General features: G+C 63.0%; 13 protein-coding genes. All 13 read right to left on the reverse strand.

The window, feature by feature from the left end; translation table 11 throughout:
• Positions 1-102 precede the first annotated feature (102 nt).
• Entirely contained in the window at positions 103-1,362 is a 1,260-nt protein-coding gene (locus AC2CGW_RS11420) for an efflux RND transporter periplasmic adaptor subunit (RefSeq protein WP_484574053.1), read from the reverse strand.
• Entirely contained in the window at positions 1,355-2,830 is a 1,476-nt protein-coding gene (locus AC2CGW_RS11425; RefSeq protein WP_484574113.1) for a TolC family protein, read from the reverse strand. The genes AC2CGW_RS11420 and AC2CGW_RS11425 overlap by 8 nt, the downstream gene beginning before the upstream one ends.
• On the reverse strand, positions 2,826-4,040 hold the full coding sequence (locus AC2CGW_RS11430; protein ID WP_186710904.1) for an ABC transporter permease: 1,215 nt from the start codon (positions 4,038-4,040) through the stop codon (positions 2,826-2,828). The genes AC2CGW_RS11425 and AC2CGW_RS11430 overlap by 5 nt, the downstream gene beginning before the upstream one ends.
• Positions 4,033-4,734, reverse strand: coding sequence for an ABC transporter ATP-binding protein (locus tag AC2CGW_RS11435; RefSeq protein ID WP_484574054.1), 702 nt, complete (start codon positions 4,732-4,734; stop codon positions 4,033-4,035). The genes AC2CGW_RS11430 and AC2CGW_RS11435 overlap by 8 nt, the downstream gene beginning before the upstream one ends.
• A 72-nt stretch (positions 4,735-4,806) precedes the next feature.
• On the reverse strand, positions 4,807-5,577 hold the full coding sequence (locus AC2CGW_RS11440) for a hypothetical protein (protein ID WP_484574055.1): 771 nt from the start codon (positions 5,575-5,577) through the stop codon (positions 4,807-4,809).
• A 93-nt stretch (positions 5,578-5,670) separates the two neighbouring features.
• Positions 5,671-6,135 carry a hypothetical protein gene (locus AC2CGW_RS11445; RefSeq protein WP_484574056.1) on the reverse strand — a complete coding sequence of 155 codons (465 nt, stop codon included), beginning with the start codon at positions 6,133-6,135 and terminating at the stop codon, positions 5,671-5,673.
• Positions 6,136-6,448: 313 nt separating this feature from the next.
• Positions 6,449-6,700 carry a DUF3077 domain-containing protein gene (locus AC2CGW_RS11450; protein WP_054893666.1) on the reverse strand — a complete coding sequence of 84 codons (252 nt, stop codon included), beginning with the start codon at positions 6,698-6,700 and terminating at the stop codon, positions 6,449-6,451.
• Positions 6,701-6,727: 27 nt separating this feature from the next.
• Positions 6,728-6,976, reverse strand: coding sequence for a hypothetical protein (locus AC2CGW_RS11455; RefSeq protein WP_054893665.1), 249 nt, complete (start codon positions 6,974-6,976; stop codon positions 6,728-6,730).
• Between the two features lie 1,023 nt (positions 6,977-7,999).
• Positions 8,000-8,170, reverse strand: a complete 171-nt coding sequence (locus tag AC2CGW_RS11460; RefSeq protein ID WP_186667362.1) for a hypothetical protein — start codon at positions 8,168-8,170, stop codon at positions 8,000-8,002.
• Positions 8,160-8,546 carry a DUF2493 domain-containing protein gene (locus tag AC2CGW_RS11465; protein ID WP_484574057.1) on the reverse strand — a complete coding sequence of 129 codons (387 nt, stop codon included), beginning with the start codon at positions 8,544-8,546 and terminating at the stop codon, positions 8,160-8,162. The genes AC2CGW_RS11460 and AC2CGW_RS11465 overlap by 11 nt, the downstream gene beginning before the upstream one ends.
• A 20-nt stretch (positions 8,547-8,566) precedes the next feature.
• Positions 8,567-11,281 (reverse strand): magnesium-translocating P-type ATPase, encoded by a 2,715-nt coding sequence (gene mgtA / locus AC2CGW_RS11470; RefSeq protein WP_484574058.1) that lies wholly within the window; start codon positions 11,279-11,281, stop codon positions 8,567-8,569.
• A 266-nt stretch (positions 11,282-11,547) separates the two neighbouring features.
• Positions 11,548-11,820, reverse strand: coding sequence for a hypothetical protein (locus AC2CGW_RS11475; protein ID WP_288377570.1), 273 nt, complete (start codon positions 11,818-11,820; stop codon positions 11,548-11,550).
• A gap of 361 nt (positions 11,821-12,181) precedes the next feature.
• Positions 12,182-12,445 (reverse strand): accessory factor UbiK family protein, encoded by a 264-nt coding sequence (locus AC2CGW_RS11480; protein WP_065861730.1) that lies wholly within the window; start codon positions 12,443-12,445, stop codon positions 12,182-12,184.
• Between the last annotated feature and the right edge of the window lie 52 nt (positions 12,446-12,497).

Genomic DNA, 12,497 nt, shown 5'->3' on the forward strand with positions numbered 1-12,497 from the left:
GGAAGGCGATGTATACATGCGGACCTTGCAGCTCAGTTCACGCATTGAACACTGTCAGATCATCCTGGTTTCCGGATTTTGGTCTTCGAACCTGGCAGTTCTTCAGTCAGGCGTGCGCTCCTGCACCTCCACCAGCCCAGCCTCCAGCCCCCGCACCATCACGCCCTCGGGCACCGCTGCACCGGTCGTCACCGGAATCAGCTCGACCGCAGCCTGTGGCGTCGCTCGATACACCACGTAGCGTCCCCCCTGGCCATCATCGCGCAATGCGTGCGGGGGAATGGCGATACCCTGTTCGTCACGCTGCAGAATGATCGACAGGCGTGCGCTCATCCCCGCGCGCATGGGGTGCTGCAAGGGCTGTGCTGGCAGGTCGATCGACACCTTCACTGGGTACTGGGCTCCGGCGCCTTGCGTATCAGCCGTCTCGCTCTGGATACCGATGGCGGTCAGGCGACCGCTCAGTTCACCGGAAAAGCCGTCGCCACTGATCTGCACCGGCATGCCTTCGTGCAGTAGGCGCAGGTCGGTCTCTTCCACCCGGCTCAAGGCCTGGAAGCGCTCCTGGCCTATCACGCCGAGCAGCGGTACCCCCTGGGTAACGGCGACACCCGTTTGCAGGGGAACGGATTTTCCGCCCTCTTGAGGGGCCGGGCGAACCACATACCCGGCCAGCGGAGCGAGCAGTTCGCGTCGTGCATACAACTGCTCGAGGGCCTGATGGCGCGCTTGGGCGTTGGCCAGTTCCATTGCCGCGATGCTGAGCTCCTCGCCGTGGCCGTGCGCAAGTGTTGTAAGCAGATCCTCGTTGGCGGCGGTCAGGTCCTGGCGCTGGGTGTTCACCTGCTGAGCCAGGCTTTCGACCTCCATTCGCGCGACGATGCCGCGCTCGAACAGCGCCTGGGTATCGCGCAGGCTATTCTCGCTGCGGGATAGGTTCTGGTTCGCGGCCGCCACTGCGCGCCGTGCGCGGGCGACTTCTGGGCTGGAGCTCCAACGTTCCAGGCGTTGCGCCTCTCGACGGGCCTTGAGCAGCTCAGCCTGTGCCTGGCGCAATTGCACTTGCAGCTGCGCAGGGTCCAGCGTCACCAGCACCTGGCCTTTCTCGACGTGCTGGCCCTCCTGTACGCGCACGTCGGCGATCAGCCCATCGAAAGGTGCAGCGAGGGTGATGTGGTCCATTGACTGCAGGTGGCCTACCAGGCCCAGGCGATTTTCCAGCAGGCGCGGTGCTACCTGCACCCACTGCGCTTGCGGGGAAGCGCCCGGCTGCTCATCCGCATCGCCGTAGCAGCCCGGCAGATTGGCGAGGGCCAGCACCAGTAGCGCGCGGCCGCCAGTGATCGAGCAAAACCTAGTCATTCAGTGCAATGTCCCAACTGTCCAGCGTGGTGCCCAGGGTCTGGTCCAGTTCGGCCTGGGCGTTCATGTAGCTGATGAGCGCACCCAGGCGCGTATTCTGCGCCGTGCGCAGGTCGTTCTCGAAACTCAGAACCTGGAAGTTGCTTGATCGGCCGACGGTGAGTTTTTCTCGTTCGATCGCTAGTTTGCGTTGCGACAATTCCTGCGCGCGCAGGGCAATCTGGTACTGGCGCCAGCGCACGCCGATGTCGCGCACGGCATTGGTCACGTCCCGCTGGAGTTGCTGACGTGCTTCCTGCAACCGGACTTCCTGGGTTTCCACCCCGACACGCGCATGTACTTCAGCCTGACGGGTACTCAGGTCACCGATCGGAATTTCCACTTGAACACCCACATAATTCTCCCAACTGCGCGCGCTGCCGTTGAGGTTGTTGCGTTCACGTACCTGGGCGCCACCACCGACCAGAGAGACGTCCCACAGGCGCTCGTTACGCGCCACCGTCAGGTTGATCGTTGCTTGCTCGCCGGCAATCAGTTCGATGAGGTAGGTCGGTTGCAGGGCCTGAGCCTGTTGAAGGGCCAAGGAGGTGTCGATATCGATCGCGTCTGCATGGACCGTGTCGCTGGCGACGATGGGGGTATCGAGATCCAGCGCCAGCATCTGCAACAGAGCCAGGCGCGCGGCTTGCTGTTGATTGCGGGCGTCTTCCAGTCCGAGCTCCTGGGTGGCGACTTCGGCTTCGGTCTGGACTATCTCGAAGGCTGCCATGCGACCGGCAGCAATCATTGCCTGGTTCACCTCGAGCAATTGATTGGCCCGCTGCAGGGCGTCGCGGGCAATCTGCAACTGCTCCTGGGTCTGCAGCAGAGTGTGATAACCGATGATGATTCGGGTGATGGTCTGCGCCACGGTGTCTTTCAACGCCAGCCGGTTGACCTGCTCGCCCAGGCGGGCCAGTTGCACCGGTGCCGTGGCGACATCCCTGCCGGCACCGCGCAGCAGCGGCTGGATGACCGTGATGTTGGCGCCGTCGTTACGGGTCAGCCCGGCCAGTTCGGCCTCGGTGTGACGATAGGTCCAGCCCAGGCTCAGGCGGGTGCCGTAAGGAGTCAGCAGGGTCGTAGTGGGTGTGATATCCCCTTGGCGATAGCGGTCGGCCTGGTTGTGATTGGACAGGTAGTTGCCGCGGATGAGCAGCTTGGGGCTGAAACGATCCTCGGCCACCCGCAGGTCGAACTTCTGAGCAATTCGATCCAGATAGGCGCTGCGGATCCCGCGGTTGTCGCGCAGACCGAGGTAGATCGCGTCGCTTAGGCTCAAATCAATGCGCTGTGCCTTCAGCGAGAGGCTGGAAACGGCTGGCGAAGGTGCGCTCGACCGGGTCGCCTGGGAAGGCGCGAGCGCCAGGCTGGCCAGGGCAGGCCCGGTGCTCATGATCAGCAGTAGCAAGGCCAGGCAGCGCTCAATCATCGCGCAACGCCTGTACCGGTTGCAGGCGGGCGGCAGACAGCGCCGGGCTCAAGCCGAAGAACAGCCCGGTGAGGACTGCGCCTCCGATGCCAAGTGGCAACGACAGGGGGGCGAGGCTGAAGTCGGCCCAGCCAGACAGCAAAGTAAACAGCCACCCCGCGCCCACGCCCAGCACTGCACCGCAAGCTGCGCCGGTCACGGCCAGTACCACCGCTTCGAGGAGAAACAGCCAGGCGATATCTTGCGGGCGGGCGCCTAGTGCCATGCGCACGCCGATCTCGCGGCGGCGTTCGGAGACGTTCATCAGCATCACGTTCATCACCCCGACACCGCCCACCAGCAGGGCAATGCCGCCCAGCCCTGCCAACAGCCAGGAGAACAGCCGCGACTGCTGGGCGATACCGGCGAGCAACTGCTGGGGAGCCTGGACATCGATCGTGCGACCGGGCAGTGCGGTCTGCAACCGCGCCTGCAGGCGAGGGGCGACGGCAAGTGGGTCGGCACCGTCGGCAGTGCGCGCCAGAACGGTACCCACCTGAGATGCGCTGACCAGCCGTCGCATACCTTCGAGCGGGATCAGCAAGCTGTCGTCGATCGACAGCGGCAGCAGTGGGTTTTGTCCGATGCCGTGCAATACGCCGATCACCTGGAACACGTAGCCTGCGATCTGTAGCTGTGCGCCAGGCATGACCGGCATGCCCTGTGCGGCCAGATCGGCGGCAAGGCGCTCGCCCAGTACCGCATGGGTGCTGCGGCTGTCGTAAGGGCTGATGAAACGCCCCTCTATCAATCTCAGGTCGAGTACTTCGGCCAGTTGCGGATCTACCCCGGCTAGCAGCGCGTCGTGTGTTCGTCCGTGCAGACTCACGCGTACCGACGACAGGCTCAGCGGACTGATTGCACGCAGTCCCGGCTCGGCTTCGCGCACGGCTTGGGCGTCGAAGGGCTGCGTTGCCTGTGCCGACAAGTGGGCGCCTGCAGGCCATTGCACGTCGGCGACCAGCAGGTTACTGCCCATGCCCTTGAACACCGCCATCGCCTGGCGCTGGGCGTTATGCCCAATGTTCAGCAGCGCAACCACGGCTGCGCAGCCGACTGCGATACCGAGCAACGCCAGAATGGCCCGGCGTCCCAGGCGCTGGAGGCTATCGAATGGTTCAGAAAGGCGCTGAGCGAGGGATGGGCCGTAGGCTCGCGTGCTAACCATGCACGACCTCGCGTATGCAGCCCTCGACAACCTGCAGGCAGCGTTGCAGACGACGGGCAATCCCCAGGTCATGGGTGACGATGATCAGGGTGACGCCCTGCTCACGGTTGAGAGCCAGCAGCAGTTCGATGATGTCTTGTGCAGTCTGGCCATCGAGGTTGCCGGTGGGCTCGTCGGCGAGCAGCAGTTGGGGCTCACCGACGAGGGCGCGGGCAATGGCCACTCGCTGGCGTTGGCCCCCGGAGAGCTCTGCCGGGCGGTGGTGCAGCCGTTCGCCGAGGCCTACCCGGCGCAACTGCTGGCGCGCCGCCTCCCGTGCCGAGTTGCGTGGCTCGCCACGGTAAAGCAGCGGCAAGGTGACATTGTCGAGGGCATCCAGACGCGGCAGCAGGTTGAAGCCCTGAAAAACGAAGCCGATGTGCAGGTTGCGCATCACTGCGCGGGCGCCATCGGTTGCCAGGGTCATGTCGCGGCCTGCCAGGTGGAGGTGTCCTTGGGTGGGCTGGTCGAGCAGACCGATCAGGCTGAGCAAGGTGCTTTTGCCCGAGCCCGAGGCGCCAACGATAGCGCAACTTTGGCCGGCCTTGACCGACAACGAGACATCACGCAGCACGGGCCGCGCGGCGCTATGGGAGCTGTACGCATGCGTCACGCCTTGCAGGCGAATCAGCGTCTGGTTGGGTGACTCAGGCATCCATTGCCCACGATCCTTGGGAATCTGTTCAGGTATTCCCACTCAATACGATGGGCACCTGGTTGAATAAATTCAGGTGTCTTGCGTTGCTGTCTTGTCGGTGTATTCAAGGCGTTTTGCCAAGACCAGATCGAGCAGCGATTGGAGTTGATCCTTGCTGTGCGATTGTTCTTTTTCGGCGTACTGGATGAGTTTGTTCAAATCATGTTCGTAGTTGTCGGGAAGCTGGGCTTCCATGATCGGCGGCAGGCCCTTGTAATAATCCAGGATGCCTTGAAGGGTTTTAGGTGACATGTGCCCGTCGCGGTTGTACTCGTCCATCAACTTCTGCGAAACCGCCCTGGACCAAGCCTCTTCTTGTGCACCGGTCTCCACCAGCGCTGCGCGCCGTTCGTTGACTGTAAATGCACCGCTGTCGTCATGCACGACTAGAGAGAGTTGTTCCATGGACATGCCCGCGAACGGGTTGGAACCTTTGTTGTTCAGGAAGGCGGTTGCCTGACGTGCTTGCTCGAGGCGCTGTGGGTCGTCCGAAGCGGGCGTTTCGGCATCGCGTTCGACCTTGGACTGCTCGAACGCCGGGCTGTGAATAGCGCGGGTTACCTGCTCGGCGATGGCTTTCAGGCCGCTACGGTCAGCACTGGCGTCGCGCTTTGCCGCGCGCGCTGCTGCGTCGCTGAGCAACTGCGCCAGTGGCGAGATGCTGGCGTTATCCGAGTTGCCCGTTTTCTGGGGCGCCGTGACCGAGGCCGTGGCGTCAGGCTTTTCATCTGGCTTGCCAGTGCCTTGAGTTGCGTTGAGGGTTTTTACCTGTGACGCCGGCAGGCTGTTGACACCATCCATGATCGTCTCCGTATCTCTCTGGGCAGCGGGGATGCTGCGTCTACTTTGGACCCGTTCTGCCCCGGATCGCTCCGGGGCAGAACGTTCAGCGACTTACTTGATCGTGAATTCGACGTTCCACGAATAGTTCGACAGGCTGGTCGAGGTGATGGTTGCGGTGCAGCGAGCGCCGCCGCTGGCATCGGCATCCTTGGTCCATTTCGGGATCTTGGTGATGGTGCCACCCAGCCCGCCCGGGGCAATCGTGTTGACGAACGAGGTACGGAACACGCAGGACTTGCCGCCGATGGCGTAGCGCACGAAGGCGGTGGTGACGTCTGGGCTCAGGGGGCCGGTCACGACGAAGGTGAAGGCCTGGTTCGGCAGGATCGAATCCTTGGGCTTGGGCGTTGCGCTGGCGTTGGTCAGGGCTTCGTTGTTGCCGATCATCGAGTACTTGGCTTCGGCAGTGCCCAGATTCTTGACGGTGATCTGCACGGGAGGGCCTGCATGCGCTGCACCGGCAGCGAACAGGGAGGTAACGGCCAGGGTCGCGAAGATCCGTTTCTTGAATTGCATAGCGTATTTTCCATGTGTTGACATTTTCGTATGTCGCACGACGGACAACAGTCCGCCTTGCCCGGTCTGCAGCGTTACGGCAGCTGCATGTCCTTTCCGGTCACTTTGCATCGGTGCCTTCCATGGGTTAGCTCGACTTGCGCAAAGTCCAGCTAAATAAATCCTTCCAGTTGAGGCAGTTAACGGCACAGGGAGGGAATACTTTAGTGACGGATTCTTGCGCGGCCTGAGACTTCAGCTCATTGAAGCGTGCTCGTGCAGCATTTGCCTGGGCCTCGATGCCGAGGCGGTATCGAGGCTTGGTCGTGAGGTTTCAGACGCCAGCGTTACGGCTGACCTCAAGATCATTCAACAACGCTTTGGCCAGGGCGCTGAGGTAGTGCAGGGCGGTGATTGCCGCAGGGTTTGCCTCCCCTGTGAACTGATCGCTCAGATCACGTGTACAGCCCACCAGCACTGAGATTTCTTCGATGGCGCGCTCATAGGGGACACCGGGCTGTACGCGAAACATCTCGAGAAAGGTGGCAACACCTGCGGTGGTGCGACCGGATTGGTTACCGCTCATGTTCATCACTCCTTGACGGGCTCAGGGTCACATCCGGTTCAGCGCATGTTCGATCAGCGCGCGAGCCGTTTCGGCGGAGTGCGCGGCGTTCGACAGCATGTGCAGGCCGGGTACACCGGCATAGGTGCGGCAGTGTTCGTCGATGGTTTCGGCAACGCCGCGTAACAGCTCGCTGGCGTGAGCCAGGGCGTCGGGAGGGGTCATGTCGGTGTGGATGGAGAAGTAGGGGTTGTTGATGAGCTTGAGGCGGGGTGGGTCGGGGACGAGTTTCTTCATGGTTCAACTCCTGGACGACATCTGGAGCTGCCACCAGAACCCTTCTCACGGATTAGGGTGGCAGCCGTGCACGAGGTGAGAAGTCCGTGGTCCAGGGACACGGCCAGGTCGAAACCTGCTCGCGCACGGCTACCATGACGGGAAGCCATTCCTGAAACACTTGGGCTTCTCACACCCAGCCGCCAATGTGGGCGACCCAGCGAAGTTATCCCTGAGGCATTTCCCCGACAATTAAGAGGCTTCCGCAAAGCGCGTAGGATACTTCCCAGGGATTATGGGCTGAAGGCTCCGGGTGCAATTTCAGATCTTTCATACGTCGGTTGCCCCATGGCTCGGCTTGTAACACCGGTCAGGCGGTTTTCGTGCTGTTTCAGGGCTATCTGCGTTGTCTGGTTGGCGGCCGCTGCGCGCCCGATCGCGGGACGAGCCCGCTCCCACAGGGGTTCTGTAGATCCATCGGAACCGGTGCAGTACTTGTGGGAGCGGGCTTGCCCGCGAAGCAGGCACCGCTGTGAATGGCACCTGCTGCGCTGTTGTTCGCGGCGCCTCGAAGAGTCCGCCCTACTAAGCAGGCGTTGCTGGCCTCGACCCCAAACAACACCACCAACACCACACTCAACACAAAGGTCACGATCACAAACTGCACATTGCGCTGCGCTGCGCTGCGCCGGCCTGGGCGGGTGGCAGGTCGTGGGTGAGCGAGAAAGGGCTCGCTCATCACGCTTTTCAGGCGTTGACGGCGCCAAAAGGTACTTGGCCCCGGTCACCGCGTATCACGCGACCGGGGCCAAGATTCGGAATATCAGGTGACTACGCGGAAGGACGGCCTCGAAAGCGAGTCTCCTGCACTGAAGCAGAACAACCCAGATGCTTGCGATTTCCCTTCATATGACCTTGGCATGCCAGGCCTACGCAGCTCCGCCGACAAATTTTCTGCTGTCGCCGTAGTCAGGTGCCATGTTAAATCAGTGGGCGGAGCAAGCGCAAAAATGCGGGACGCTAGCCGGTTAGGCGCAGTTTTTCTCAGCCTCCAGACAGCCGCGCCTCAACCCCAAACAACACCACCAACACCCCACTCAACACCAAGGTCACGATCACAAACAGCACATTGCGCCGCGCCGCCCGGGCCTGGGCGGGTGGCAGGTCGTGGGTGAGCGAGAAACGGGCTCGCTCATCAGGCTTTTCAGGCGTCATGGCAATGCTCCTCCCGCTCGGGTTGTCGTGGTTGCCTGCCGCAGATCACCGGCACCCCGGCGCCGCGAGCCCTGGCCAGCAGCTCCTCGGTGTCGTCGCCCCCGGGCAGGGCGAGCAACAACTCGGGGCGGCTGTCGGTGAACATGAACAGGTTGCGCAGGCGTTCGGCCTGCTTGCCGTGCAGCTGCCAGTTGGGCGGGTAGCGCACCAGGTCGGCGCCGTGCTCGCGTGCCCAGCTTTCGATCTCGCCGCCGAGGAACTGGCTGCCGCCGTGAATCAACACCTGGATCGGCCGCTGGCGCTGGACATCGTCCAGGGCCTGGCGGCAGCGCCGGGTGTCGGCGTAGTTGCGTCCCGCACAGATCAGTACGCGCATGGTCTGCTCTCCCTGCTGGCTCAGAACCACTGTCCGAAGCGGCGGATGTAGAGGGTTTTCATGGTCTGAGCGACCACGCAGTAGCCCAGCAGGGTGGCGACCAGCCAAGGGAAGTATTCCCACGGCAGCGGCACCAGACCGACCATCGCGCCCACTGGCGAGAACGGGATGTAGATGCCCAGCGCCATCACCAGGCCCGTGGCCAGGATCACCGGCAGCGCCGCAGTGCTCTGGAAGAACGGCACCTTGCGGGTGCGCAGCATGTGCACCACCAGGGTCTGCGACAGCAGCCCTTCGATGAACCAGCCGGACTGGAACAGCGCCTGCATCTCGACACTGTTGGCGGCGAACACGTACCACATCAGGGCAAAGGTGGTGATGTCGAAGATCGACGACGTCGGTCCGATCCACAGCATGAAGCGGCCGATATTGCGAGCGTCCCACTTGCGCGGTTCGCTGAGGAACTCCTTGTCCATGCGGTCCCACGGCAGCGACAGCTGGGAGAAGTCGTACATCAGGTTCTGCAGCAGCAGGTGGATCGCCAGCATCGGCAGGAAGGGAATGAACGCACTGGCCACCAGCACCGAGAACACGTTGCCGAAGTTGGAGCTGGCGGTCATGCACAGGTACTTCATGATGTTGCCGAAGGTTTCGCGACCCTTGAGCACACCCTCCTCGAGCACCATCAGGCTTTTTTCCAGCAGGATGATGTCTGCCGATTCCTTGGCGATATCGGTGCCGCTGTCCACCGAGATACCGACGTCGGCGTCGCGCAGGGCGGCAGCGTCGTTGATGCCGTCGCCGAGGAAGCCCACGGTGTGACCGTTGGCCTGCAGCGCCTTGAGCACGCGGGATTTCTGCAGTGGGGTGAGCTTGGCGAAGACGGTGCGTTCTTCGACCTGAATCTTCAGGGTGGTGTCGTCCATGCGCTCGATGTCCTGGCCAAGCAGCGGCAGGCCGGGCTCCAGGCCGACTTCGCGGCATACCTTGCAGGTGACCACCGGGTTGTCGCCAGTCAGTACCTTGACCCGCACGCCCATGTCGCGCAGGGCGGAGATGGCCGGGCCGGCGGTTTCCTTGGGCGGGTCGAGGAAGGTCAGGAAGCCCTGGATCACCAGGTCGCGCTCGTCGTCGGTGTGGTACTGCGCCTTGCCTTCGCTTGCCGGAATGTCGCGGGTGGCGACCACCAGCACGCGGAAGCCGTCGCGGTTGAAGGCATCGGCGCTGGCCAGCAGGCGCTGGCGCCGACGCTCATCGAGGGCCACGACGCTTTCGCCTTCCTGCACATGGGTGGCGATGGCGAGCATTTCCTCGACCGCGCCTTTGCTCACCATCAGGTGATCGCCCAGGGCGTTCTTCACCACCACCGACAGGCGACGGCGAATGAAGTCGAACGGCAGCTCGTCGACCTTGGCGTAGGCGTAGGGCGCCTGGAACGCGCGGTCCTGGGCCGCGAAGTGGAGTACGGCCTGGTCCATCAGGTTGCGCACGCCGCTCTGGTGGTGGCTGTTGAGCCAGGCCAGCTCGAGGATGCGCTTGTCGCGCTCACCGTCGATGCGCACATGGTGCTCGAGGATGATCCGGTCCTGGGTGAGGGTGCCGGTCTTGTCGGTGCACAGCACATCCATCGAGCCCAGGTTCTGGATGGCGTTCAGGCGCTTGACCACCACCTTGCGCCGGGCCATGGCCACGGCGCCCTTGGCCAGGTTGGCGCTGACGATCATCGGCAGCATTTCCGGGGTCAGGCCCACGGCCACGGCGAGGGCGAAGAGGAAGGCATCGCCCCAGTCGCCCTTGACCAGGCCATTGATCATGAACACCACCGGTACCATCACCAGCATGAAGCGGATCAGCAGGCTGCTGACGCTGTTCACGCCGCGGTCGAAGGCGGTCTGGCTGCGCGAGCCGGCGATGGCCTTGGCCAGGGAGCCGAAGTAGGTGCGTCGACCGGTGGCGACCACCACGGCGCGGGCGCGGCCGCTGACCACGTTGGTGCCCATGAAACAGATGTTCGGCAGTTCGAGCAGGTTGTCCTGGTCAGCGCTGTCAGTCGTGGCGGACTTCTGCGCGACATTGCCCAGGGTGTCGTACTTCTCGACCGGCAGCGCTTCGCCGGTGAGCACCGCCTGGCTGATGAACAGGTCGCGTGATTCGAGCAGGCGGATGTCAGCGGGAATCATGTCGCCCGCCGAAAGCTGCACGATGTCGCCGGCCACCAGTTCGTCCATGGGCACTTCGCGCAGACGCGGCGGCTGGCCGAACTGTTCGCGGCGCAGCACGGTGGCCGTGGTGCGCACCATCGCCTTGAGGGCGTCGGCGGCCTTGTTCGAGCGGTACTCCTGCCAGAAGCGCAGCAGGCTGCTGAGGCTGACCATGGTCATGATGATGATGACCTTGGTCAGGTCGGCGTCATCCGCTTCACCTGCGCTGATCGGCATCCAGTAGTCGGTGACGAAACTGATCCCGGCCAGGGTCAGCAGGACGTAGATGAAGGGGTTGTGCAGGGCCTTGAGCAGTTGCACCAGGGCGTGGGGTTGCTGGTCGTGGGCGACCTGGTTGGCGCCGTCGCGCTGCAGGCGCTTGGCGGCTTCGTGTTCGGTCAGGCCATGCTCGCTCGCATCGAGGTTGGCGAGGGTGACGGACAGGCCATTGCGCGCTTCACGGGCGGCGCGGGTGGACAGGCGGGTTTCGCGTTCGGCCTTGGCCGGTGCGGTGTTGCGGTGTTTGACGGTCATGTTGCTGTGCTCCTGCCGCTGCGGCGGCACGACACACAGACGTTTCACTCAGGGGGTGAACGAAGGCATGTCGGGTCGCAGAAAAATGCTTGGTTTTTCCGACAGTTGTCTGTCCGCTGCCGAGGGTCGGAAGTTGTTTCGGCAGCGAACTTTCTACTCGCGCATTCCATGTTTGTATTCCTCGTTAATAAACAATGGGCAATAACCGTCCGGCGAACTTTCAAGATTGAAAGTTCGATCAGAAGTTACTGTTCTATATCAGTTGTTCAGTGGAACGTCTGGGGGCTCAGGCGAGCGCAGAGGCGTGCCAGCAGCCCCCGTCTACCTGGAGGGTCCTGGCTGTCGTCGTGGTGCCAGTGCAGGCGCAACTGAAGTTTTCCGTGGCAGGGGTGTGCCTGCCATACGGCACGCAACTGCGGGCCGCACACGGCGGCGGAGGGCTGGGCTGGAGCGCACGGGCCACGGGGCGGCCAGGCGCGGGCCTGCAAACGCGCCAGGCAGGCGTGCAGGCGATGTGAAACGAATGACGTGAGGTTCATGAGCTTGCCTCCAACCGGCGGACACCGGCTGGGGCAAGTCACGGCGGAGCATCAGGCTCTGGCGCGGCTTGCCCGACCAGGGTGTCGGGACCGGTGTTCCGGTTCAAGTGCCTGACCGGGCCGTGCGGCGGCGGTCAGGCAGCGACTAGATACTGTGTCCATTGAATTCTTCAGTGAATGGAAAAAAGGCCCCTTTTCTCAGGGCGAGCGAACTTTATTCAAGGGTAGTATCGAAGTCAACCGGGGAGGTGAACTTTAAATAAGTTTCATCTTGTTTGAATGCTCCCTATTCTTCGTAGGAAGCGTTTGATGTTTCCGGCCGGCCTCTGCGCGGAGGCCGGCCGGATATCTCTAAGGGTGGCTAGTCCTGGGCCGGCGGCGCCATGCGCGCCTCCAGCTCGGCCACTTGCTTCTCCAAGGCTTCGAGGCGCGCGCGGGTGCGCGCCAGGACCACCATCTGGCTGTCGAATTCTTCACGGCTGACCAGGTCCAGCTTGCTGAACGCGCTCTGCATCAGGATCTTGAACTGGCTTTCGAGTTCGGCGCGCGGCTGCGCGGTGTCGCCGCTGAACAGGCGCGAGGCCTGGTCGCTCAGGGCGTCGAGAAGGGCTTTGGGCGCGAGCATGGGTCGGGTTGTTCCGTGCGTGTGAAAGGTGGGCAGTGTAGCACGGCGTATT

The organism is Pseudomonas sp. SYWMCR5 (assembly GCF_057197165.1).

Excerpts from the sequence above, each read along its gene's own strand:
- AC2CGW_RS11450 (WP_054893666.1), bottom strand. The coding sequence starts at position 6,700 with ATGAGCGGTAACCAATCCGGTCGCACCACCGCAGGTGTTGCCACCTTT.
- AC2CGW_RS11445 (WP_484574056.1), bottom strand. The coding sequence starts at position 6,135 with ATGCAATTCAAGAAACGGATCTTCGCGACCCTGGCCGTTACCTCCCTG.
- AC2CGW_RS11420 (WP_484574053.1), bottom strand. The coding sequence starts at position 1,362 with ATGACTAGGTTTTGCTCGATCACTGGCGGCCGCGCGCTACTGGTGCTG.
- AC2CGW_RS11430 (WP_186710904.1), bottom strand. The coding sequence starts at position 4,040 with ATGGTTAGCACGCGAGCCTACGGCCCATCCCTCGCTCAGCGCCTTTCT.
- AC2CGW_RS11465 (WP_484574057.1), bottom strand. The coding sequence starts at position 8,546 with ATGCGCGTACTGATCTGTGCGGGACGCAACTACGCCGACACCCGGCGC.
- AC2CGW_RS11480 (WP_065861730.1), bottom strand. The coding sequence starts at position 12,445 with ATGCTCGCGCCCAAAGCCCTTCTCGACGCCCTGAGCGACCAGGCCTCG.
- AC2CGW_RS11460 (WP_186667362.1), bottom strand. The coding sequence starts at position 8,170 with ATGACGCCTGAAAAGCCTGATGAGCGAGCCCGTTTCTCGCTCACCCAC.
- AC2CGW_RS11475 (WP_288377570.1), bottom strand. The coding sequence starts at position 11,820 with ATGAACCTCACGTCATTCGTTTCACATCGCCTGCACGCCTGCCTGGCG.
- mgtA (WP_484574058.1), bottom strand. The coding sequence starts at position 11,281 with ATGACCGTCAAACACCGCAACACCGCACCGGCCAAGGCCGAACGCGAA.
- AC2CGW_RS11435 (WP_484574054.1), bottom strand. The coding sequence starts at position 4,734 with ATGCCTGAGTCACCCAACCAGACGCTGATTCGCCTGCAAGGCGTGACG.
- AC2CGW_RS11440 (WP_484574055.1), bottom strand. The coding sequence starts at position 5,577 with ATGGATGGTGTCAACAGCCTGCCGGCGTCACAGGTAAAAACCCTCAAC.
- AC2CGW_RS11455 (WP_054893665.1), bottom strand. The coding sequence starts at position 6,976 with ATGAAGAAACTCGTCCCCGACCCACCCCGCCTCAAGCTCATCAACAAC.